The organism is Psychrobacter sp. AOP5-GZ1-6, assembly GCF_052376345.1.
Classification (GTDB): Bacteria; Pseudomonadota; Gammaproteobacteria; order Pseudomonadales; family Moraxellaceae; genus Psychrobacter.
On sequence record NZ_JBQSVP010000015.1, the window covers coordinates 1 to 22,751 of the forward strand.

At 41.1% G+C, this 22,751-nt stretch carries 19 protein-coding genes, 1 tRNA gene and 1 other RNA gene; 19 read left to right on the forward strand and 2 right to left on the reverse strand.

The window, feature by feature from the left end; all coding sequences use genetic code 11:
• Nucleotides 1-412 precede the first annotated feature (412 nt).
• Both ACT3RN_RS03635 and ACT3RN_RS03640 read left to right on the forward strand, forming a co-directional pair.
• Nucleotides 413-1,684, forward strand: coding sequence for an ammonium transporter (locus ACT3RN_RS03635; RefSeq protein ID WP_442073259.1), 1,272 nt, complete (start codon nt 413-415; stop codon nt 1,682-1,684).
• Nucleotides 1,685-1,694: 10 nt separating this feature from the next.
• Nucleotides 1,695-2,318, forward strand: coding sequence for a hypothetical protein (locus tag ACT3RN_RS03640; RefSeq protein ID WP_444518487.1), 624 nt, complete (start codon nt 1,695-1,697; stop codon nt 2,316-2,318).
• A gap of 33 nt (nt 2,319-2,351) precedes the next feature.
• On the opposite strand, the gene ACT3RN_RS03645 is transcribed toward ACT3RN_RS03640, so the two are convergent.
• The gene (locus ACT3RN_RS03645) at nt 2,352-2,819 is read right to left on the reverse strand and encodes an Lrp/AsnC family transcriptional regulator (protein ID WP_192519048.1); all 468 of its coding nucleotides are present in this window, start codon (nt 2,817-2,819) and stop codon (nt 2,352-2,354) included.
• A gap of 299 nt (nt 2,820-3,118) precedes the next feature.
• Between ACT3RN_RS03645 and rarD the strand changes: the two genes are divergently transcribed.
• On the forward strand, nt 3,119-4,141 hold the full coding sequence (gene rarD, locus ACT3RN_RS03650; protein ID WP_444518488.1) for an EamA family transporter RarD: 1,023 nt from the start codon (nt 3,119-3,121) through the stop codon (nt 4,139-4,141).
• A gap of 269 nt (nt 4,142-4,410) precedes the next feature.
• Here the strand turns inward: rarD and smpB are convergent, their stop codons facing one another.
• On the reverse strand, nt 4,411-4,887 hold the full coding sequence (smpB, locus tag ACT3RN_RS03655; protein ID WP_192519046.1) for an SsrA-binding protein SmpB: 477 nt from the start codon (nt 4,885-4,887) through the stop codon (nt 4,411-4,413).
• A 242-nt stretch (nt 4,888-5,129) separates the two neighbouring features.
• Here smpB and coaD point away from each other — a divergent pair, with 242 nt between their 5' ends.
• The 16 genes from coaD to rnc all read left to right on the forward strand — a co-directional run bounded on the left by coaD (nt 5,130) and on the right by rnc (nt 22,598).
• Nucleotides 5,130-5,639, forward strand: coding sequence for a pantetheine-phosphate adenylyltransferase (gene coaD, locus ACT3RN_RS03660; RefSeq protein WP_192519045.1), 510 nt, complete (start codon nt 5,130-5,132; stop codon nt 5,637-5,639).
• 71 nt (nt 5,640-5,710) lie between these two features.
• Nucleotides 5,711-5,959: a YfhL family 4Fe-4S dicluster ferredoxin gene (locus tag ACT3RN_RS03665; RefSeq protein WP_192519044.1), complete on the forward strand. Its 249-nt coding sequence runs from the start codon at nt 5,711-5,713 to the stop codon at nt 5,957-5,959.
• A gap of 219 nt (nt 5,960-6,178) precedes the next feature.
• On the forward strand, nt 6,179-7,489 hold the full coding sequence (bioA, locus tag ACT3RN_RS03670) for an adenosylmethionine--8-amino-7-oxononanoate transaminase (RefSeq protein ID WP_444518489.1): 1,311 nt from the start codon (nt 6,179-6,181) through the stop codon (nt 7,487-7,489).
• Nucleotides 7,486-8,226 carry a dethiobiotin synthase gene (gene bioD, locus ACT3RN_RS03675; RefSeq protein ID WP_444518490.1) on the forward strand — a complete coding sequence of 247 codons (741 nt, stop codon included), beginning with the start codon at nt 7,486-7,488 and terminating at the stop codon, nt 8,224-8,226. Before bioA ends, bioD begins: the two co-directional genes overlap by 4 nt.
• An 86-nt stretch (nt 8,227-8,312) precedes the next feature.
• Nucleotides 8,313-8,669, forward strand: an RNA gene (rnpB, locus tag ACT3RN_RS03680) — RNase P RNA component class A.
• A 143-nt stretch (nt 8,670-8,812) separates the two neighbouring features.
• Nucleotides 8,813-8,889 (forward strand) — tRNA-Met (locus tag ACT3RN_RS03685).
• A 518-nt stretch (nt 8,890-9,407) separates the two neighbouring features.
• Complete coding sequence (locus tag ACT3RN_RS03690; protein WP_192519041.1) at nt 9,408-10,220, forward strand: ABC transporter permease; 813 nt, start codon at nt 9,408-9,410, stop codon at nt 10,218-10,220.
• 56 nt (nt 10,221-10,276) lie between these two features.
• Nucleotides 10,277-10,948 carry an ABC transporter ATP-binding protein gene (locus tag ACT3RN_RS03695; RefSeq protein WP_192519040.1) on the forward strand — a complete coding sequence of 224 codons (672 nt, stop codon included), beginning with the start codon at nt 10,277-10,279 and terminating at the stop codon, nt 10,946-10,948.
• Nucleotides 10,917-12,032 carry a capsule biosynthesis protein gene (locus tag ACT3RN_RS03700; protein WP_192519039.1) on the forward strand — a complete coding sequence of 372 codons (1,116 nt, stop codon included), beginning with the start codon at nt 10,917-10,919 and terminating at the stop codon, nt 12,030-12,032. The genes ACT3RN_RS03695 and ACT3RN_RS03700 overlap by 32 nt, the downstream gene beginning before the upstream one ends.
• 69 nt (nt 12,033-12,101) lie before the next feature.
• Entirely contained in the window at nt 12,102-13,841 is a 1,740-nt protein-coding gene (locus ACT3RN_RS03705) for a polysaccharide biosynthesis/export family protein (RefSeq protein ID WP_444518491.1), read from the forward strand.
• A 58-nt stretch (nt 13,842-13,899) separates the two neighbouring features.
• Nucleotides 13,900-16,437 carry a capsular polysaccharide biosynthesis protein gene (locus tag ACT3RN_RS03710; protein WP_444518492.1) on the forward strand — a complete coding sequence of 846 codons (2,538 nt, stop codon included), beginning with the start codon at nt 13,900-13,902 and terminating at the stop codon, nt 16,435-16,437.
• Nucleotides 16,438-16,580: 143 nt separating this feature from the next.
• Nucleotides 16,581-17,810: a capsule biosynthesis protein gene (locus ACT3RN_RS03715; protein ID WP_444518493.1), complete on the forward strand. Its 1,230-nt coding sequence runs from the start codon at nt 16,581-16,583 to the stop codon at nt 17,808-17,810.
• Nucleotides 17,811-18,170: 360 nt separating this feature from the next.
• Entirely contained in the window at nt 18,171-19,967 is a 1,797-nt protein-coding gene (gene lepA, locus ACT3RN_RS03720; protein ID WP_444518494.1) for a translation elongation factor 4, read from the forward strand.
• A 97-nt stretch (nt 19,968-20,064) separates the two neighbouring features.
• Nucleotides 20,065-20,967 carry a signal peptidase I gene (lepB, locus tag ACT3RN_RS03725; protein WP_444518495.1) on the forward strand — a complete coding sequence of 301 codons (903 nt, stop codon included), beginning with the start codon at nt 20,065-20,067 and terminating at the stop codon, nt 20,965-20,967.
• A gap of 236 nt (nt 20,968-21,203) precedes the next feature.
• Entirely contained in the window at nt 21,204-21,596 is a 393-nt protein-coding gene (locus tag ACT3RN_RS03730; RefSeq protein ID WP_444518496.1) for a DUF4845 domain-containing protein, read from the forward strand.
• 204 nt (nt 21,597-21,800) lie between these two features.
• A complete protein-coding gene (gene rnc, locus ACT3RN_RS03735) occupies nt 21,801-22,598 on the forward strand; it encodes a ribonuclease III (RefSeq protein ID WP_444518497.1) in 798 nt (265 codons plus the stop codon).
• Nucleotides 22,599-22,751: the final 153 nt, after the last annotated feature.

Sequence of the window (22,751 nt, forward strand, 5' to 3'; positions counted from 1 at the left end):
GTATTCTCTCTATGACTTTCCTAGTTTTTCTAACATTTATCTCATTGCTATCTCCGTTCTCACAGTGACCACACTTCAGTATTTTGTATGTCTCTGTCATAAATCAGTGGCGTAAGGGTAAATAGACACTGCCTGAATAAGTGAGTGTTTTTATCGATAATAGCCAGCTTTATGTTCTGATAAGTGAATGTATGTGGCACATGCTTTGCTTGCTCGTTATTAGGGCTGACGTATTTAGATAAGCTCATAACAGAATATAGTAATACAGATTATATAAATAAAACTATTGTTTGGAGATAAGTGAGTGAGGACATTACATTTTAGCTGGAATGAGATATTTGTTTTATGTAAGTCATTGTGCTCTAAAGCATTCCTAATCAGTGCTGTGATATATGGAACAATGGCTAGCGCAATGGCTGCAGAAGAGGCAACACTGACAGTGGCACAGCTACTTGAATATCAAAATGTTGCTTGGATTATATGGGGCGGTGTGCTGGTGTTTTTTATGCAGGCAGGTTTTGCTTTGTTAGAAAGCGGTTCGGTGCGTGCAAAAAACGCGGTTAATGTGATGATGAAAAACTATACCGATATGTGTATCGGTGGTTTGGCCTTTTATCTGGTGGGTTTTGGTTTGATGATGGGTAGCAATAACTCAGGTTTTTTTGGCACCGATCACTTTATGCCAGTCGCGTTGTCCAACATGGATTGGGCGTTGATGTTTTTCCAAATGATGTTTGCTGCAACTGCCGTCACGATTGCTAGTGGTGCTATGGCTGAACGTGTATCGTTTATAGGTTATGCGGTTGCTGCCTGCTTAATTTGTCTATTTATTTATCCTGTATTTGCCAGTTGGGTATGGGGTGGCTACTTTGGAGGCGCTGGTTGGCTAGCTGAGCTTGGCTTTATTGATTTTGCGGGCTCTACGGTTGTTCATTCGATAGGTGGCTGGCTGGCACTAGCAGGTATTTTGGTTATTGGACCAAGAATGGGGCGTTTTGCACCTGATGGTACGCCACGTTTGATAGCGGGTCATAATATGACATTGCTAGCGCTTGGCGGCTTTATCTTATGGTTTGGTTGGTTTGGGTTTAATGCAGGATCCACCTTATCGATCACGGGCAATATCGGTTTAATTGCGGTCAATACTTTTGTAGCAGCAATCAGTGCTGTGATTAGTTATATGCTGATATCCAAAGCATTTAAGAAGGCTATTTTGCTTAGTGATAGTGTTAATGCCAGTCTAATTGGTTTGGTGTCTATTACTGCAGGGTGTGCGACGACGACGCCTATTTTTGCCGTCATTATTGGTTTGGTCGCTGCCGTGGTTTATGTGCTATCAACACAAGCTTTATTAAAGCGACAGATTGATGATGTGGTATCAGCGGTGGCTGTTCATGGCTTTGGTGGCGTATGGGGTACGCTAGCAGCAGGGTTATTTTATACCGATGACCTATTCAATCTATCACGTGTCGGTGTACAAGTATTGGGTGTGGGCATGGCACTTGTTTGGGGTCTTGGCTTGGGGCTTGTCATGTATAAACTGATTGACTTAGGCTTTGGCTTAAAAGCCAGTCGTTTACATGAGCAGCGTGGTCTTGACTATACCGAGCATGCAGAAATAGGTTATCCAGAGTTTCAAAAGCAAATGTTTGATGCCAAAAATTTAACAGAACGCCATTTATAGGAGAACACGGATGAATATCGATACTCAATCAGTAGATCAGACTGTATCCGCGATGGCAGTGGTACTTGCAAAATATCTAGATCCTGAAGAGGTAAGGCTGCTCACAACCCAGTGGCAACAGTACTCAAGGGTTTCTGTAAAGATGATGCAGCAGTGTATTTTAGACGCAACGAGGCGCTATCCTGAGTTAAAAGAACATAAGTCTGATATTCGTAAAGGCTTTTGGGATACGATGACAGCAGATAATCTACAAGGAGTGACTGCTACTGATAACGGTAACGATATTAACAAACAAAAATCTATTAATGAATCCACTTTGGCTTTTTATACTGTGATGGAAGCAATAGGTAGTCAGTTAACAAAATCTCATCATCATAACTTTTTTCACAATTTGCACCAAATGGTTGCAAGAGAACGCACTTTTAAAGGGCATATTATCAATATTAATCAGTTTTTGGAAAGTGAACGCCCTATAGTGCCTGATGCTACAGAACTTCTGAATCATATCGTTCAACTGGCCTATGTGTGTCTGTGTGACTTGCTAGGTCCTGTTGATGCTGATGAGATACTGTTTCGGGTGGCAGATATTGCCAAACAAAGCCATCCGAAAGAGGTTGTTGAGAGGTTGTTTTAATAAGTAATAGCCAATCAGTATTTAAGGTAAGTGCTAATCTAGCAATATCTTTGTGCCACTCTTGGTAAAGTTCATCACAAACTGGCTTTTAAAATTTCGTACGTTGTTCTCGTACGTCAGCATATTTCGGGTAAATTGGTGATAATCGCTCATGTTTTTGGCATTGACCATCAGCATAAATGCAAAGTCACCAGATATCTCATAACAGCTCATTACCCTTGGCTGCGCCTCCATCAGACGCTCGAATCGATGTTGCATTGAGGTATTAGAACGTTCTATATCGATCAGTACCACAACGGTTAGACCGTAACCTACTTTTTCAGGGTTGACGATGGCCACCTGTTTGGTAATCACGCCTGTATTGGTCAGTGTTTGAATACGGCGCTGTGCGGTAGCGATAGAGACATGAACCTGCTCTGCCACCGTTTTGAGTGGTAGAGTGGCATCGCTTTGTAATAAGTTCAAAATAGCTTTATCAATATCATCTAATACATGATTCATAGAGTGTCTCTTATTTTGGAATATTTTTAATATTAATGTTAGGACGTCGGCTATTTATAATGTATCTGACACTGAGTTGAATACCGATATGCTAAATATATCACTAATCCTCTTTGATATTTGATAAAAAAATCATTTTAAGACAACAATACGATAAAATTATTCATATTATATTGTATATAGAGATAATATATCACACACCTTGCGTAAAATAGATTATATCAATCCAAAGCTAGCGAGTCATAACCATTGAGCTAGTATTGGGTTGATTTCACGTTTACTATTTTACGGTGTTGCTAATGTCTATTTCTATGCTATCTAATACGTTTGCTAATACGCTAAACACTATGGTTTCGCGCCTGCCTTTACCTACCATTTGGACAGCAGGTAGCACACAGCAGCGCACCTTAATATTGGGTGTGATATTGGCTGTATTGTCTAATGTATTATTCGGTATTCTTTATGCTTATAGTAGCTTTTTAGCACCGTTATCAGGTACGCAAGTATTTATTTGGCGTATGCTTGCCATGTGGGCGGCATTGATTGGCTACTTGGTTATTAGTGGACGCCTAGGGTCACACCTGCACAAATTAGCTGCATTGCGTACCGTCAAACAGTGGGCTTGGTTGCTATTGCCAACGCCAATATTTCTCAGTCAGTTTTGGTTGTTTATGTGGGCACCTGTCAACGGACAAGGCGTACAGACTGCCATGGGATACTTTTTATTTCCACTCATGATGGTGGTATTTGGTTGTGTGTTATTCGGTGAAAAACTAAGCCGATTACAGTGGCTAGCCGTTGTTTTTGCAGCGGTGGGGGTGGGGAGTGAGATTGTACGTACTCAAAGCATATCATGGGCCACGCTTTGGGTATGCGGAACGTATCCTATGTATTATATTTTGCGCCGTCTGCAAGGCATCAGTGCGGTGACTGGATTGTTGGTCGACTTAACTATTTTTGTACCGTTTGCGGTCGCTTACTTGTTCTTTTTTGCACCCAGTAGCGTGGATTTGGTGAGCGGTTCTGGATTTTTTATCATGATGCTGATAGGGCTAGGTATATTGAGTGTGTTAGCCATGAAGACCAATATTGATGCCAGTCAAATGCTACCCGTAAATATGTATGGCATGATGAGCTATTTAGAGCCTGCATTGTTATTTATTTTAGCAGTGACAGTACTGGGCAACCCGTTTGAGTCTGCGATGATTTATAGCTATGGTTTGATTTGGCTTGGCATTGCTTGTTTGATTGCTCATGGGGTGCGTCAACTAAGCCGCGCGCGTCATGATATAAAATCGGTTATAAAAGAACAGACCGCTTAAGGAGTCAGTCAACGTCGACTGCACTGCATAAAAGATAAATGAGAGCTAAATAAAAAAAGGACGATTCAGTATTATATTGAATCGTCCTTTTTGGTATTAGATTAGGGCCTGTTTTGTATAGTCAGTTCTAAATAAAAACGATACAAATATGACTATGCGATACTGGCATAAATTTCCCTTGCTGTGCCTACGCAGACAGAGGCTACGTAAAATATAACCAGCATCGCTATATTTTTTTATAGTGGATCGACTATAGAGAACTGACTTTATTAATCTAAATGCTGTTTAAAGCCGCGCTGCTTATCACGTTCCCAGTCACGGTCTTTTAGCGTTTTACGTTTGTCGTGCTGCTTTTTACCTACCGCTAGGCCAATTTGGCATTTCACCAGCGAGTTTTTCCAGTAGCAGGATAGTGGTACACAGGCATAGCCTTTTTGATTGATTGCCCCAGAGAGTTTCTCGATTTCGCGTCGGTTGAGCAGCAGCTTACGAGTACGAATGCTATCTGGGCTAACGTGCGTTGAGCTAGATATCAGCGGCTGAATGTGCGCCCCAAACAAGAATGCTTCGTTATTGCGAAATATCACATAAGCTTCGGTAATCGTCATTTTGCCAGCACGAATGGCTTTTACTTCCCAGCCTTGTAGGGCAAGACCTGCCTCAAATGATTCTTCAATAAAGTATTCATGGCGCGCCTTTTTATTGGCACATATCTGATTGTCAGGCTTTTTTGATTTCTTTGACATGGTTTCCTCGTAAGGATTTTTAAGGACAATATCGTGTCCTTACTTATAATTCCTCATCCTGATCCGCTTGTTCGGCGTGTTTTTTATTTAAAAATAAGCAGGATGAGTCGAACCAACCATTGTAGCAAAGCCTTTGTTAAAAATGTAAGTCAGCTGTTAGGACAAATGTAGCAGATAAGTGTTAAATACAGACAAAGTTTGTTAGCATATGCCATAACCTCAACGACTAGATTAGCCTTGCTATGAGCCATCCTAAAACTCCATCTCGACTGCACACCAAAATTTTATATCCCGGTACTTTTGACCCTATTACTAATGGTCATGTCGATTTAGTCACACGTGCCACCAAATTATTTGACGAGGTAGTGATTGCCGTTGCTTCAGGGCATCATAAAAAGCCATTGTTCGACTTTGAAGAACGTGTTGGCTTAGTTGAAACGGTATTCGCTGATTTACCACAAGTATCCGTGGTCGGTTTTGAAGGTTTGCTCGTCGAATTTATGCAAGCGCAAGGTGCTAATGCTGTTTTGCGTGGTTTACGGGCTATGTCAGATTTTGAGTATGAGTTTCAGCTAGCCAATATGAACCGTGAGCTTGATGAAAATTTTGAGGCGGTATTCTTAACGCCTGCGCCGAACTATTCCTTCATCTCATCAACCATGATTCGCGAAATTGCCAAACTTGGCGGTGATGTCACTAAGTTTGTACCCACTTGCGTGTCTGATGCCTTTACAAAAAAACTGATAATTTAGCATCATCTCGCCTTTTAATAATCGTGTAACCACAGCATATAAGCTAAAAATAAAACAGTGAGGAGTAGTTTATGGCGCTATTGATTACTGATGAGTGCATCAACTGTGATGTGTGTGAGCCTGTGTGCCCCAATGAGGCCATCTCAGAAGGCGATGACATTTATGTTATCGATCCCGATTTATGCACCGAATGCGTTGGGCATTTTGATGAGCCGCAGTGTGTGGTGATTTGCCCGATTGACTGTATTCCGCACGACCCTAACCATGTCGAAACAGAGAATGACTTGTTAGCCAAATACAAACGTATTACTGGTCAATAAGCAATATCCGAAAGCAAAGCAATGTCTGATTGGCTAATAAGATATTGACGGCGTTTGATATATACTCAGTCCCAAATAAAAGAGAGTCAACCACGCGATACGGGTTACATTTTTCTTGCTTGCTGTACCTACGCAGATAGAGGCAGCGCAAAATGTAATCCGTATCTCTGTATTTCTTTATAGCGGATCGACTATAAAAAACGTTTTAGGAACAAAAGCATGAGTATAAATTTAGGCCAGTCAGCCAGCGAGTTTGACCACCAACATCTATGGCACCCCTATGCCAGCCTACCGCCAACTTATCCTAATATTGTCATTGATCGTGCCGAAGGTATTTATATCATTACCGAAGATGGTACGCGCCTGATTGACGGCATGTCATCGTGGTGGGCGAGCGTACACGGCTATAATCATCCAAAACTAAACGACGCTATTACCGAGCAATTGGGTAAAATGGCGCATGTGATGTTTGGTGGTTTGACCCACCAACCGGCCATCGATTTGGGCAAAAAACTACTGTCTATTGTACCGAAAGGCTTAGATGCTATTTTTTATGCCGATAGTGGTAGTATTGCGGTAGAAGTGGCACTGAAAATGGCGTTGCAATATCAAGTTGCCGCCAATCGCCCAAATAAGCAGCAATTTGCTTCTACACACTCTGGTTATTATGGTGATACGTGGCATGCCATGAGTATTTGTGATCCTATTAATGGTATGCACAGTTTATATGGTAAACAGCTGCCAATGCAGCACTTTGTGCCAGCACCAGCGTTAGGTTTTGAGCGAGCTTTGACAGAATCTGACCGCGCTGCACTGACAACATTTTTTGACAATCACAGCGATAAGTTGGCAGGGTTTATTATTGAACCGATTATTCAAGGCGCTGGCGGGATGCGTTTTTACAGTCCTGACTATCTGCAGCTGCTGCGTCAGCTGTGTGATGAGCATGACGTGCTATTGATTGCTGATGAAATCGCCACTGGTTTTGGTCGTAGTGGCAAACTGTTTGCCTGTGAACATGCAGCCATTTGCCCAGATATTATGACCATTGGTAAGGCGCTGACAGGCGGCTACATGACCTTTGCCGCAACGTTATGCACTCGAAAGGTCGCCGATACTATTCATCATAGCGATTATCCAGCACTGATGCACGGTCCTACATTTATGGGTAATCCATTGGCTTGTGCGGTTGCCTGTGCCTCAGTTGATTTGATTTTGTCTTACGATATTGAAGCGCACACTGAGAATATGCAGCTGACTATGGAGCAGCAGCTAGCGCCGGCCGAGTTATTAAAGGGCGTTGCTGAGGTACGTTGTTTGGGTGCGGTGGCCGTCATTGAGTTACAAGAGGCTGTGGAGATGCCAGTCTTTCAGGCTTTATTGATTGAAAACGGTATTTGGGTCAGACCATTTGGTAAGTTGGTATATATCATGCCGCCTTATGTGATTACTGATGACGAGTTGATTAAGTTGTGCCAGACGCTACTAAAAGTGGTGCGGATGTATTTAGACAAACGAGGTCAGCCATGAGTGTGCTATTTGTTTCAGGTATCGATACCGATATCGGTAAGACTTATGTCACTGGTATGGTTGCAAAGGCACTCATGCAGCAAGGCATCAACGTCATCACTCAAAAGCTGGTACAAACGGGCGTGACGATGAATACTGATACTGGCGAGATAGGCATTGCTGACGATATCATGACGCATCGTCAACTCATGAACATCCCGCTACAGACCTTTGACCTTGATTTTACCACTTGTCCTTATCGCTATGAGAAGCCCGCCTCACCGCATTTAGCCACGCGATTATCAGGGCAAGTGTTAGATTCTGAAGTGATCACTAGTGCGACTAAACGACTGCAAACTGAGTATGACTTGGTATTACTAGAAGGCGCAGGCGGTCTGTTCGTACCAATAACGGAGCAGTTATTCATTTTAGATTATATTGCTACTCAAGGTTATCCGATTACTTTGGTTACTTCTGGTCGTTTGGGCAGTATCAACCATACATTACTGAGTTTAGAAGCAATAAAAGCACGTGGGTTATCTGTACATAGCGTTATTTATAATCATCTTCATGACGATACTGACAATACCGATGCCGAAATAGCGAACGGTACTATCGATTTTTTACAAAGCTATCTAAAGCAGCATTATCCAACAGCGCATTGGTTACAGATACCTGTCATAAAAACAAATGCGTTAAATAACAATAAAAGCGCTTCAAAAGATTCTTATCTCACCTTGCCAAAAGGGTTTGTTTAAGTCGTTTTCAAGCTATTTTTTTTAGGGCTACAAATAAACTTAAATGACATTCCCAAATTATTATTATTTTTGTTATACTAGCGCGCTTGGTAGACTAGGCAATCGCCGCTGCATACTGGCAACAGACATGCAGGGGAGGAAAGTCCGGGCTACATAGGGCAGCGTGCCAGCTAACGGCTGGGCAGGGTAACTTGACGACCAGTGCAGCAGAGAGTAGACCGCCCCGCGCAAGCGAGGTAAGGGTGAAAGGGTGCGGTAAGAGCGCACCGCGTGAATGGCAACATCTCACGGCATGGTAAACTCCACGCGTAGCAAGACCAAATAGGCATCGGCATGGCGCGGCCCGCGTTCGATGCGGGTAGGTTGCTTGAGCGTATTAGCGATGATACGCCTAGAGGAATGATTGTCCACGACAGAACCCGGCTTATCGGTTTACCAAACCTTTTTTAAAGGCCCAAATAGTATCAAAAAGCTCGTGATTGATTGTTAATGACGGTTTCTTAGTATTAGGCCAAGTTTTTTGGAAATAATGCTCATTAGGGGTTGACGACAGTCATCTGCTTGGGCATAATACCCAACCTAAAATGGCGATGTAGCTCAGCTGGTTAGAGCGCATGACTCATAATCGTGAGGTCAAGAGTTCAAGTCTCTTCATCGCCACCATATATAGGTACTTTTTAGTACCAACTAAAAAACCAATCTTTTGAGATTGGTTTTTTTTTGTCTAAAATAAACGACTCAAATTTACATTTGATAGAGATAGTCAATGAGCTACTAAACAGCTATTGTCTTTAAAGGTATTAGGGCGTGTCCTCAATTCAATCGATAGCCATCTAAATGGGTTAAAAATGGCTAAATCTTGCCAAACGGCGTCAAATAGCTGACTAATATCTCGATATTATCTGTGCTATTTTCCTTGTTTGACTACAATTTATCTCATTTTTATCACCATTTTTAAAATGAGGACACACCCTAATATACAGTTCGGCTTCTCTATAGCCGTTTCAGAGTTCTTTGACTGTAGCTAAGATGAATTTTTGGTTTTGTTGATGATGCGTTATAATTACCTACCGATTTCTTACTAAATCATAGGTTTATCTGTTCCGGTACAGATTAATTGTTGTAACTTATGTCGCGCTTACTTATCATAGTGGCTGTTTTCGATAAAGTTCTGTAACGTCATGTCTGTACAACTACCTCCTTATCGTCCTATTAAGCATCGAAGCGGCCTCAAAGTCATGGGTGCAGCATTTCATGCTCTATTAATGCGTGAATTGCAAACGCGCTTTGGTGGTTATCGCTTGGGCTATCTATGGGCGCCACTCGAAGTATTATTTCAGGTGCTTATATTTTTAGTGATTTTTGGTGCTATCCGAGAGCGATTAGTACCAGGAATGGACTTTTCCTTGTTTTTAGTAGCAGGAATGGTGCCTTTTCGCATGTTTCAAAAAATAGCGACAAGAGCATTAGGCGCTGTTGAAGCCAATAAAGGCTTATTGATGTACCGATCCATTCGCCATATTGATGTGATCATAGCCCGCTCATTTTTGGAATTGGTCATTTATTTTTTTACCTCTATATTATTATTATTGGGTTTGGCTTTTTTTGATATATATGCCAGCTTAGAGAGTTTACATATTGTCCTATTTTGTTGGATAACGCTTTTTATATTTAGTTTTGGTGTTGCTCTCATTATGATGGTCATTGGTTATTATGGTGGTGAAATCAGTAAAGTAATAACGATTGTATTTACAATACTATATTTCACATCAGGTATTATTTATCCAATTCATATTATTCCTGAGCCTTATTTTAGCTATCTTTTATACAATCCTTTTATTCATAATATTGAGCTGATGAGACATGCATTTGCTCCTAACTATCCTGTATATCATATTGATATAGGCTATTTTTTGAAATGGATGTTTGCGGTAAACTTTTTAGGATTACTGCTCTATAAATATGCTGAGCGTGACATGATTCGCTCTCGTTAGATGCTATTTTATGGATGAGATAAGTTATTATATAAGCGATATAAAAAGGTAAATAAGTGATTGAAGTTAGGAATGTTTCTAAGTCATTTATGACCAAGAAGGGTCGGCATTATCTGTTTAAAGATTTAAATCTGACTATTGGTGATAAACAAAGTGTTGGTTTGCTCGGCCGTAATGGTGCGGGTAAGTCAACCTTGCTACGCATTATATGTGGTCTTGATAAGCCGGACTATGGAGAGATTATTACTGATTCGACCATTTCATGGCCAGTCGGTGTGGCAGGTGGTTTCCAAGGGAGCTTGACGGGCCGTCAGAATGTTCGTTTTGTTTGCCGTTTATATTCAAGTGGCCCTTATATTGATGAGAAAATCAGATTTGTCGAAGAGTTTGCAGATATTGGTAGCTATTTTGATATGCCAGTCAAAAGCTATTCATCAGGGATGAAAGCGCGCTTAACCTTTGGGCTAAGTTTGGCCTTTGATTTTGATTATTATATGCTCGATGAAGCGGGCGCTGTCGGTGACGCTGCGTTTCGTAAGCGTAGTGAAGAGATATTGGCTGCGCGGCGTGAACAGGCAGGATTTCTAATAGTGTCACATAATATTGGTGATATTAAGCGAAATTGTGATATTGGTATTGTGTTAATGGATCAAACAGCACATGTCTTTGACGATACAACAGAAGCGATTGAAGTTTATGAAAAGCATATCCACAAAGCAAAAAAGTAAAGTCGTTAGCTTCTCGCTGTTCATTGGCTTGGTGATTATCCCTTGGGTACTAGTGATATCTTATGTCATGATATTTGCCCATCCACGATATACGTCGACCGCTAATGTGGTGGTCAAACAAGTTAGTGATACCAATACGGCATCAGGTGGTGGTTTGTCGGCTTTGTTAGGTGTAAATAGCACTAGCAAGGAAGACGCAACTTATTTGACAGAATATATTTTGTCAAATGACATGGTGAAACGTCTTGATAAGAAATTCAAGTTTCGTGAAGCTTATTATGTTGATGGCTCAGATCCAATCAATGAGCTTAAACCTGATGCCACGCAAGAGGAGTTGCTTGAGTACTTCAAAAAACGTGTGCATATCAACCTAGATGAACAAAGCTATATACTCTCAGTATCGACAGAAGGGTTTGATTCAAAGTATGCTTTTGAGCTTAATAAAACTATTTTGGATGAGTCTGAGCAGTTCGTAAACCGTATTTCGCAAGAGGTAGCTCAGGATCAGTTGGTGTTTGCAGAAACGCAGTTGAATGAAGCAGAAGAACGCTTAAATGAGACCAAAGAGAAGCTGTTAAATTACCAAAATGAAAATGAAATTTATGACCCAGAAGCCAATGCCCAAATCGTTAATCAGCTGATTGGTAGCCTGCAAGCACAATTGAGTTCATTACGTACTGAAGAGCGTCAATTGCTTAGCTATCTGAATCCAGATGCACCGCAGGTGGTATCAGTGAGAAGTCAGATTAAAGCGATTGAAGAACAAACACGCCAAGAGCAAACAAAGTTAACCTCACCGAATACCACCAAGTTGAACCGTCAAGCGGTACAGTTTGAAACTATCAAAGCCGATGTTGAGTTTGCGACTGAACTATACAAATTATCGTTAACATCACTTGAGACAGCACGGCTAGAAGCTTTCAAAAAGATGAAAAATCTGATTGTCATTTCAACCCCTTATGAAGCTGAAGAAGCCTTATACCCACGTCGCGCTTATATTATTTGGACATCTCTAGCATTGCTGCTGATATTCTATGGATTTGTGCGCTTAGTAATGGCAGTGGTTCGTGACCATCGTAGCTAGTTTGACTAAACCATTTTTGACAAACCAGATATCAGTACTGATCGATAGATCAGCAAAGGAATAAGACGCATGAATACAAAACCACGTTCTATCGTGATAATGATCAGTTTGGCTATGGTAGCAATGAGCACGCCTGTGATGGCAGCAACCAGTGATGACAGCCAAGTTACAGGGTCTAGCTTCGGCACTAGCAACAATACTATCAACGCTTCAACGCAAGCATTTTCCGGTAATGTGCCTGCCCAAGCAACCACTCAAGAAGCGGTGAATGCAGCGAGTTTGCCTAGCCAGTCAGTGATTAACACTACGCGTCCTTATCAAGACATCGATACTCAAGATATGATGTTTGGTGAGCAGCTATTTCGTGGCGCATTTTCGACCACTTCTGGCTCTACCTTTAATGACAGCTATGTGATTAATCCTGGTGATAATGTCCAGGTCAGAATGTGGGGTGCTTATCAATATGCAGCGACTACAACAGTTGATCCACAAGGCAATATCTTCTTGCCAAATGTTGGCCCAGTACGTATCTCGGGTGTACAAAATGGTAATTTACAAAATGTAGTACAAAGCGCTGTTAGTCGTATTTATCGATCAAACGTTGGTGTTTATGCTTCACTAGAGCAGGCGCAGCCTGTTAAAGTGTTTGTCACCGGTTTTGTCAAGCAACCTGGTTATTATGGTGGTCTGGCTGCAGATTCAGTATTGTCTTATCTAGATAGAGCAGGTGGTGTGGATCCAACTCGTGGTAGCTACATTGATATTCAGATCAAACGTAATGGTCAGCTATTGCAGCAAGTCAACTTATATGATTTTTTATTGGCTGGTAAGTTGCAGTCATTCTCTTTTCGTGATGGTGATGTGATAACCGTTTCGCCGCAAAAGAAGACTTTTGAAGTGAGTGGAGAGGTTCAAAACGAATATACCTTTGAGTTTGACGTAAATGACTTAACGGTTGGTGATGTATTACAAGTGGCCAATCCAGCTGCAAATGCCACTAACGTTAGCATTACTCGTAGTGCAGGACGTGCACAGACGGCAGAGTATTACTCATTAACGGAGGCGCAAAATATTCCTGTCTATAATGGTGATCAGATGGTCGTAACGTCAGATCGTTATGCAGGTACTATTGCTGTGCAAGTGAAGGGTTCACACACAGGCAACGGCGCGATGGTTGTACCTTATGGTGCTCGTCTAAAAGACATTATTCCGCAGTTACAACCGAGTTCACTAGCCACGCTCAACAACTTAACCATTTACCGTGAATCAGTTGCGGCGCAACAAAAAGCCATGATTAATGAGTCGCTTGATCGTTTAGAAGAGATGACGCTCTCTACTCAGTCGACCACTCGAGAAGAAGCGGCACTGCGTCAAGATGATGCTGCTTTGGTCAAAGAGTTTGTGGCCAAAGCACGTAAGGTAGAGCCTGAAGGTCGGATTGTGGTTGTACCAAATTCTTGGCAAGATATTATTTTGCAGCAAGGGGATATTATTGAGATACCTGCGCAAACCTCTATCATCACTGTCAACGGACAAGTGCGTGCTCAAGGTGCACTAACTTTCAATGCTGATTACACGGTTGGTGACTATATTGCCAGCTCAGGTGGCTTTGGTGATAATGCTGATATGGAAGATATTTTAGTGGTTCATCAAAATGGAACACATGAGGTGGTTAACACGGCTTACCGTATCCAGCAAGGTGATGAAATTATGGTATTACCAAAAGTCAAAACTAAGCGTGTAGAAATCGCTCGTGGTATCACTCAAGTGCTTTATCAGTTGGCCGTTGCAGCCAATGCGGTATTCTAATATAGCTACAAAAACCGTGTATGTAGTTCAATTAAAGTAATGAATAAAGGTATTAGAGATGGCAAAAAGCGTCGCAGATGAAATCAAACCATCAGTTGTATCTGATAATGCGCTATTTTTGCCATCTACTCAGCTCAAAATACCTCAAAAATTAGCGGTCATTGGAAAAGGCATTCGTCAAAATAATGTGCTGTTATCGGAAGTGCTACAAGCTGATATTGAACGCTGGTATCCGTGGTCAGGTTTAACATATCGTTTAGCTAACCGTAATAGCCCTTTGTTGCTGTCCTCAAATATAGAAAAACAGACTGCTTTTTATTCATCAAAATCACTACCCGATGCCTTTATCGGATGGGGACATAAGAAAAGTTATCAACGTGCTAATAGAGTTGCGACACGGCAGAACCTTGCCACTTTAAGTGTCGAAGATGGTTTTTTGCGCTCTTTAGATTCAGGTACCAGTAGCCGTCATGGTCTGAGTGTGGTGGTTGATGATATGGGTATTTATTTTGACCTAACAAGTAGTTCACGTCTTGAGCAGCTGATTGTTGAGCGTACTAAAAATATGGCTACTAGCAATCGTCATAAAATAGATGAAAAGCGTGCTCAACAACTCATAGCACGTATCTGCGATGAAAAAATTAGCAAATATAACGCTATACTTGATTGTCCATCATTAGAGGATTGGGTTAGACAAGAAGATTCTCATACAGTCAAAAATGCTCCGCAATCACATGTTTTACTGATTGATCAAGTGGTTGGTGATGCTTCTATTAAAGGTGCTGGTGCTACTAAACGTCAATTTAAGCAGATGCTTAAAGCAGCTTGCCGCAATCATCCTAATGCCCATATTTGGATAAAAGCTCATCCTGCGTCAAAATCAGGATATCTCACCAGTCTTAAACTGCCAGAAAATGTTCGTTTATTAACTCAATCACTCAATCCTATTGCTCTATTAGAACAAGTGGAACATGTCTATACGGTTAGCTCACATATGGGTTTTGAGGCATTGATGCTTGGTAAAAAGGTGCATTGTTTTGGCGTCAGTTGGTATAGTGGTTGGGGACTTACCAACGATAGTGGTGCACCGAAACGTTTGCTTAAAAGGGTTGTACAACGCCGTCAAGCCTTTGCGAGCACTTCAGTAAAAACCAAGAAAAAACTGCGCTCAACCTTATTGTCTGCGGTGTCTAATAAAACGCTCAATACTACATTAGAAACCCTATTTTATAGTGCTTATATTGATTATAGCCACTATGTAGATCCAGTAACCAAACAGGCATGTGAGGTTGGAACAGTGATTGACTGGTTGGTGACCAATCGTCATTGGCAGTCTCGCCTTGAAGGTAACTTGACGGTATATGAATTTAGCCGCTGGAAGTTGCCTTTCGTGAAAGATTTTGCCGATTTTCCGCGCACGACATTATTTATTAAACCAAAGCCACGTTTAAAAAACTTGCTGCATCCAGATCATTTTCGGGTCAACTACCAGCAGCCTTTACTTGTATGGGGGCTAGCCAAACGCCAACAAGTACAAAAAAAACGACAGTATCAACGGGCGGAGCAGCCTGATATTTACTGTATGGAAGATGGCTTTATTCGCTCAAATGGTTTGGGAGCAACCTTACTAGCACCGTTATCGGTAGTGATAGATAGGCAGGGTATTTATTATGATGCCACTCAGCCTTCAGATTTAGAGACATTGTTGTACAATTGCGAGTCGTTGAAGCCATATCAAATTAAAAGAATAAAAGCGCTTCAAGACAAACTACTAATGCAGCGAGTGAGTAAATACAATGTTGGTGCTGATATTGCTAACGTTGATAGCAAGCAGAATTCGTGGATGCAAGCGGCAAGGGTATCTGAGAAACGCCGTATCCTCATTATTGGTCAAGTAGAAGATGATTTATCGGTTCAATACTGCGGCTCAACAATCAAGACCAATACAGATCTGATTGCTCGGGTATGTCAAGACAATCCTAATGCTTATCTCATTTATAAGCCACATCCTGATGTGGAAGCAGGGCTAAGAGCTGGTAAGGTATCAGAGTCATGTTTGCATCATGTGCAAGCGGTTGCGTATGATACGGCCATGCCTGATTGTCTAGAGTGTGTTGATGAAGTGCATACTATTAGTTCATTAACAGGTTTTGAGGCATTACTTCGTGGCTTAAAGGTTACTTGTTACGGCTTACCTTTTTATGCTGGTTGGGGCTTAACGACAGATATTGATGCGCAGTTATTACCAAAAGCTAAATATTTAGAGAGACGTCAACGAGACACAGCGTTGACGCTTGAGCAACTGTTATATTGTGTGCTTATTCGTTATCCACTATATCGCTTGCCAAATGGCTATGGGCTTGCGCAAGTAGAGCAGGTCATTAATTATTTGTATCCATCTAAAAATACCGATTATCCTGAAGACTTTTGTAGTGAAGAGTCTCAAACCAAAATAGCTGGCAATAGAAATCATTCAATCGTGACCGCTACCTCCGTTGTATCGACAATGACTGCACGGTTTAAACGCCGTGCCGCTATACGTTTTATGCAGCAGCGTCATCAATGGCAGCAGCTTATACGTAAAGTATCTCGTTAGAGCCTTACATAAATCCTGTACGACAAACATTGGGCTTTTCGGTATAATCACTTGTAGTTTCTGTGTCGTGACACCCTAGCTACCTTTCCCGCTTTTATCTTTTATTCTTCAATCAATGGTAATCCAGTACTATGGCAGCTTCGATGTCTTATTTACTTACTCATCGACACGTCTTGCTACTACAAGGAAAGATGGGTGGGTTTTTTAATCGCTTTTCAACATTCTTACAGACGCAAGATATCAAAGTTAGCAAAATTAACTTTAATGCAGGCGATGCTTTTTTTTATCATCATGATAATACTTATGAATATACTGGAACATTAGCGCAGTTTTCGGCTTGGTTACAGGTGTTTGTTAAAGATAATGCTATTGATGCAATTGTTTGTTTTGGCGATTGTCGTCCACATCATGCACAGGCTGCCTGTGTTAGTGAGCAGCTAGATATATCTTTTTTTGTATTTGAGGAAGGCTATCTGCGTCCGGACTATATTACCTTACAAGAACATGGTATTAATGGTTATTCGCGCCTAAATATAGCCGACATTAAAGCACTGAAAAAAGCCAATGACCAACCACTATATACACACAATCGTTTTTATCGTTTAAGTATCGCTGCTATTGTTTATTATATTGTCGCTTGGATGTACAAAAGCCGCTATCCACATTATTCACATTACCGCGGTATGACAGCATGGCAAGAGGCGATGGCTTGGATCAAGGCACCGTGGCGTAAGTTACGGGGTTACTTTCCTGATAAGCAACTACAAAGTCAGCTAACTAAGCAAGAGAGTCACAACTATTTCTTGATTAGCTTGCAAGTGCATAATGACTCACAGATTACGCACCATAGTGATTATTGCGATGTGGTACAGTTCATAGATGAGTCTATTGCAAGCTTTGCAAACTATGCTGACAAGCAACAGATGCTCGTATTTAAACATCATCCACTCGATCGAGGTCATCGAGATTATCGTGAGCTGATAGCTAGCTTAGCGGTGAGATATCAAGTGACGCACCGTGTTTTTTATGGCTGTGATATGCACCTGCCCACCTTAATGAAACATAGTATTGGAATGTTGACTATCAATAGTACGACAGGGTTACAGTCGATTTATCATAAAAAACCCACCAAGATCATGGGCCGAGCAATTTACGATACTCCTAAGCTAACAGATCAAAAACCATTGAATGATTTTTGGCAATATCCTAAAAAACCAGACAATGAGTTTTATCTTCGATTTCGTGAGTACCTGATAGAGCAAACGCAGCTAAACGGTGCTTTTTATGGTAAATCACCATGGACATACAAGTATCTAAATCAAGCAGATAGTCAGTCTATAGAGACGGATGTTTCGAAATCGAACCCATCTTAATAGGGTTTAGTTTTGATTGTTGATGCAGATTCATAGTCGATTGTGATCGCTACATCAGATAATAGAGCGCCAATAGACACCTTGCTTTCTATCTGTAAGGTTATCAGCTCGTAACTTCATTTGTAAATCACCTCTCTACTAATAAAATCGCCTTACTTTATAGTTGAAAACTGCTAGAATACTCCCTTACATCTGTATGTAAGTGGTAGCATCTTGACGCTATTGATTCAAGAAGACAGTATTGGTCAGTGCACTGATTCTCACGATCTTCAATAATAGATAATTATAATATCGCTTACGTCTGACAGTATTTATTTTTTAGTTTTATTATTCTATCACCCTTAAATTAGTAGGCGCTTTGTGACTGCATTAGCCAATATTCGTAACTTTTCAATCATTGCCCACATTGATCATGGCAAGTCGACACTTGCTGATCGTTTTATTCAAATGTGCGGTGCCTTGCAAGATCGTGAGATGCAGGCGCAAGTACTCGATTCTATGGATATTGAGCGTGAGCGTGGTATCACCATTAAAGCGCAATCGGTAACCTTGTTCTATGACCATCCAAATGGAGAACGCTACCAACTTAACTTTATTGATACACCAGGACACGTTGATTTTTCTTATGAAGTGTCACGGTCATTAGCGGCTTGCGAAGGCGCGCTTTTGGTCGTTGATGCTGCGCAAGGAGTAGAAGCGCAGTCAGTGGCCAACTGTTATACAGCTGTTGATCAAGGCCTAGAAGTGATGGCAGTCTTAAATAAGATTGACTTGCCACAAGTTGAGCCTGAACGCGTTATTCAAGAGATTGAAGATATTATTGGTATCGAAGCTGTTGATGCTCCGCGTGTTTCCGCAAAATCTGGTCTTGGTGTCGATAAGCTACTAGAAGCCTTGGTAGATTTTATTCCTGCGCCAACTGGTGACCGTGAAGCGCCTTTACAAGCGTTAATTATTGACTCATGGTTTGATAGTTATTTAGGTGTTGTCTCTTTGGTACGCGTTCGTCAAGGTACGGTAAAAAAAGGCGATAAGATTTATATTAAGTCGACCAAAGAAGCACATCCAGTCAGCTCTATTGGTGTCTTTACCCCTAAGCCTGTAGATACAGGTGTGTTAGAAGCGGGTGAGGTAGGGTTTGTGATTGCTGGGATCAAAGATATTGCTGGCGCGCCTGTTGGTGATACGATTACCCATGCTAAAACACCTGACGTAGAACGTATTCCTGGATTTAAGCAAATTACGCCGCAAGTTTACGCAGGTATGTTTCCAGTGGAGTCTACAGATTTCGAAAAATTCCGTGAAGCGTTGCAAAAGCTACAAATCAATGATGCGTCGTTGTTTTTTGAACCTGATACCTCTGATGCGCTTGGCTTTGGTTTCCGTTGTGGTTTCTTGGGTATGCTACACATGGAGATTATCCAAGAGCGTTTAGAGCGTGAATATGACTTAGACTTAATCACAACAGCGCCTTCAGTGATCTATGAGATTGAGAAAAAAAACGGTGATGTTATCTATGTAGATAACCCATCACATCTACCTGAGCCGAATAATATTGAAGAGTTTCGTGAGCCAATTGCACGATGTCAAATTCTAGTACCACAAGAGTACTTGGGTAATGTGATGACGCTATGCATTGAGCGTCGCGGCGTGCAGGTTGATATGCGATTTATGGGTCGACAAGTCCAGCTGATCTTTGATGTTCCAATGGGCGAAGTAGTCATGGATTTCTTCGATCGTCTAAAGTCTGTCTCACGCGGATTTGCCTCGCTTGATTATAATTTTGAACGTTACCAAGTCGATAAACTGGTCAGAGTAGATGTACTGATCAACGGTGAGAAAGTTGATGCGTTAGCAATGATTGTGCACGAAACCCAGTCACGTTATCGTGGTAATGCATTGGTCACTAAAATGAAAGAATTGATTCCGCGTCAGATGTTCGATGTGGCGATTCAGGCTGCTATCGGCAGTCAGATTATTGGACGCAGTACAGTAAAAGCCATGCGTAAAGACGTACTGGCTAAGTGTTATGGTGGTGACGTTTCGCGTAAGAAAAAGCTACTATCTAAGCAAAAAGCTGGTAAAAAGCGCATGAAGCAAGTGGGTAGCGTGGAGATTCCACAAGAAGCCTTCTTAGCTGTACTGCAAGTAGAGTAGGCAGTACACCCTTATTACTGTTATAAAAGCGATCATTATTAATACAATAATGTATCGATAGCAACCGTTAAAGCAGCTCGTTAATAGGCCATTTGGTATGGATTTTGATTTTAATTTGATTTTAGTGCCTTTAACCATAGGTCTAGGTATTATTTGGCTATTAGATAAGCTGGCGTTCAAGCAGCGTAAAGCTCGCGGACGGGGTAATGAGAGTTTTTTGGTACGCTGGGCTTATGATTTTTTCCCTGTATTGGCAGTAGTCTTGATTGTACGATCATTTTTAATTGAGCCGTTTAATATTCCGTCATCATCTATGGTACCAACCTTATATACGGGTGATTTTATTGCGGTTAATAAATATGCTTATGGCGTTCGTCTACCTTTGACTTATAATAAAGTATTAGATACTGGTGAGCCCGAGCATGGTGACGTAGCGGTATTTCGCTATCCTGAAAACCCTAGCATTTACTATATAAAACGTGTCATTGGTTTACCTGGCGATACAGTCAGTTATAGCAACGGGCAGTTATCTATCAACGATATACCAGTAGAGACGCAGCCAGTAGGTTTTTCAGCTGATACCGAATTGACATCACAGCTTTATTTACCAGGAAAAATTGCTCCAGGACAAGAGCTGACAGAAGAAAGTGCTATCGCAATGGGTCAGCAAGAAGAAGCTGAGGCGGAGTATTTTCAAGAAACACAGGGCGAAAACAAGCATCTTGTTCGTTACTTAGCTGGTATGAATAGTGCACAATATGCTCCATTTTTACAACAGCAGTCGCCAGAAGTGGTTAGCTCAGCAGGTACCGAGTGGCGCATTAGTGTGCCAGAAGGACATTATTTTGTCATGGGTGATAATCGTGACCGCAGTGCTGATGGACGGTTTTGGGGGTTTGTTCCTGATGAAAATTTAGCGGGAAAAGCCGTTTATATATGGATGCATAAGCCACCAGGACTGAATTTACCAACTTTCCAACGTAATGGTACGATTGATTAAGGTTATGAGAATTTCTATTGGTTGATTTTTCGATAATAGTTTTGTGCTAATATTGTTGCTATCTAATAACAGATGCCTAGCATCTAGGCTCCTATAGTCAGAGAACGACTAAACAGCTACAGTGCTACCCTCCTTAGTGGGGCTACTTGTACAATCTAAAGTTGGCTAAATCGCACCTGCTTTAGAGTTCTTTGACTATATTAAAAATAGTATATTATCAGTAGAAGGATATAATAATGCAGCAGTTATCTGGATTGGCCACGCAGCGTGGTGCTAGTGTGACAAGCATCATATTAATTATCATCATTTTGGGTATTACTGCTAAGTTGACGGTTGCTATTGCTCCAGCTCAGATTGGCGATTATCAATTAACCAAAACCTTAAGCGCACAGCTCAAGGAAGCAAATGATAGTAAAGAGACAGCCAAACAGTTCGTTGATCGTGTCAATAGACAGTTATCTATTGATGCTAGTTATAATACTAAGGCAGAAGATGTATTTACTTTTACTGATAAAAAAACAGGTCAGTTGGCTATTCACAAAAAGTATGAAGTAACGAATAACTTTTTTAAAAATGTTGATATCGTCAATCGTTTTGAAGGTGACATTGAAATGGCAACAGCAGAGTAATTAAGAAAGGGCTTAAAGGCCTATTAACTTTTTATAAAATTAGTCAATCAACACTATAGTCAAAACTGTTAATAGTTAGTGTAACGCAACCAAGTTTAGATGATACTATTGTACAAAATAGTAAGGTTAACACCTTACCAATTTATAAATACTTTGACTATATGCTTAAATTCGCAAAACAGAAGGGATAACCATAAGCCACGCATGAAACCAACTTCGCAGTATTCCCAAGCGGTTCCTACTCCTCAAAAAAACAGCACGTCTATCGAAAGACCTGTTGTTAGCTCAGAATTTATTCAACGGTTAGCGGTATTAACGCGTAAGTTGGGTTATGTGTTCAAAGATTTGAGCCTGCCGAAACTGGCACTGACGCACCGCTCATTTGATAGCAAAAAAAATTATGAGCGCTTAGAGTTTTTAGGCGATGCTTTATTAGGTATGATTGTGGGTGAGGCTTTATATCATCGCTATCCTAGCCAAAATGAAGGGCGCTTAACTCGCATGCGTGCCACACTTGTACGTCAAGAGTCACTGGTCATTATTGCTCAAAACCTAGAGCTTTCAAACCATCTTATATTAGGCGTGGGTGAGAGAAAAGGTGGTGGTCGTAATCGTGCTTCTATACTGGCTGATTCGGTAGAGTCTTTGATTGGTGCTATCTATTTAGATAGTCAAGATATGGGGGTCACGAGAGATTGTGTGCTTTCTTGGTATGGTGATTTGATTGATAATGTTAATGATCAAAAAGCATTAAAAGATGCTAAAAGCCGTCTGCAAGAGTGGCTTCAATCTAAACAGTTTGATTTGCCACATTATGAGTTGATGGAAACACGTGGTAATGCACCGCATCAAATTTTCGTTGTACGTTGCCATGTTAATATTAATAACTGCGTAGATATTACTGAATCTGGTGAGAGTCGCCGTATCGCTGAACAAAAAGCAGCAGAATTAATGATTAACCAGTTGCATAAACTACCAAGCTCGGCGAAAAAGCGTTCATAAGTCACATTTACTCATACACTATCAAGACCACTTTAAATTGATGATAGTTATTTAATGAATATGCATAGCGTAAAGCTTTAAACCTTAATTGCTTGGTTTTAGATGTCATATATTTTTATTTCAAAACTGTTAATGTCTGCCATTCAATACCGA

Excerpts from the sequence above, each read along its gene's own strand:
- ACT3RN_RS03635 (WP_442073259.1), top strand. The coding sequence starts at position 413 with ATGGCTGCAGAAGAGGCAACACTGACAGTGGCACAGCTACTTGAATAT.
- ACT3RN_RS03640 (WP_444518487.1), top strand. The coding sequence starts at position 1,695 with ATGAATATCGATACTCAATCAGTAGATCAGACTGTATCCGCGATGGCA.
- ACT3RN_RS03645 (WP_192519048.1), bottom strand. The coding sequence starts at position 2,819 with ATGAATCATGTATTAGATGATATTGATAAAGCTATTTTGAACTTATTA.
- rarD (WP_444518488.1), top strand. The coding sequence starts at position 3,119 with ATGTCTATTTCTATGCTATCTAATACGTTTGCTAATACGCTAAACACT.
- smpB (WP_192519046.1), bottom strand. The coding sequence starts at position 4,887 with ATGTCAAAGAAATCAAAAAAGCCTGACAATCAGATATGTGCCAATAAA.
- coaD (WP_192519045.1), top strand. The coding sequence starts at position 5,130 with ATGAGCCATCCTAAAACTCCATCTCGACTGCACACCAAAATTTTATAT.
- ACT3RN_RS03665 (WP_192519044.1), top strand. The coding sequence starts at position 5,711 with ATGGCGCTATTGATTACTGATGAGTGCATCAACTGTGATGTGTGTGAG.
- bioA (WP_444518489.1), top strand. The coding sequence starts at position 6,179 with ATGAGTATAAATTTAGGCCAGTCAGCCAGCGAGTTTGACCACCAACAT.
- bioD (WP_444518490.1), top strand. The coding sequence starts at position 7,486 with ATGAGTGTGCTATTTGTTTCAGGTATCGATACCGATATCGGTAAGACT.
- ACT3RN_RS03690 (WP_192519041.1), top strand. The coding sequence starts at position 9,408 with ATGTCTGTACAACTACCTCCTTATCGTCCTATTAAGCATCGAAGCGGC.
- ACT3RN_RS03700 (WP_192519039.1), top strand. The coding sequence starts at position 10,917 with ATGAAAAGCATATCCACAAAGCAAAAAAGTAAAGTCGTTAGCTTCTCG.
- ACT3RN_RS03705 (WP_444518491.1), top strand. The coding sequence starts at position 12,102 with ATGAATACAAAACCACGTTCTATCGTGATAATGATCAGTTTGGCTATG.
- ACT3RN_RS03710 (WP_444518492.1), top strand. The coding sequence starts at position 13,900 with ATGGCAAAAAGCGTCGCAGATGAAATCAAACCATCAGTTGTATCTGAT.
- ACT3RN_RS03715 (WP_444518493.1), top strand. The coding sequence starts at position 16,581 with ATGTCTTATTTACTTACTCATCGACACGTCTTGCTACTACAAGGAAAG.
- lepB (WP_444518495.1), top strand. The coding sequence starts at position 20,065 with ATGGATTTTGATTTTAATTTGATTTTAGTGCCTTTAACCATAGGTCTA.
- ACT3RN_RS03730 (WP_444518496.1), top strand. The coding sequence starts at position 21,204 with ATGCAGCAGTTATCTGGATTGGCCACGCAGCGTGGTGCTAGTGTGACA.
- rnc (WP_444518497.1), top strand. The coding sequence starts at position 21,801 with ATGAAACCAACTTCGCAGTATTCCCAAGCGGTTCCTACTCCTCAAAAA.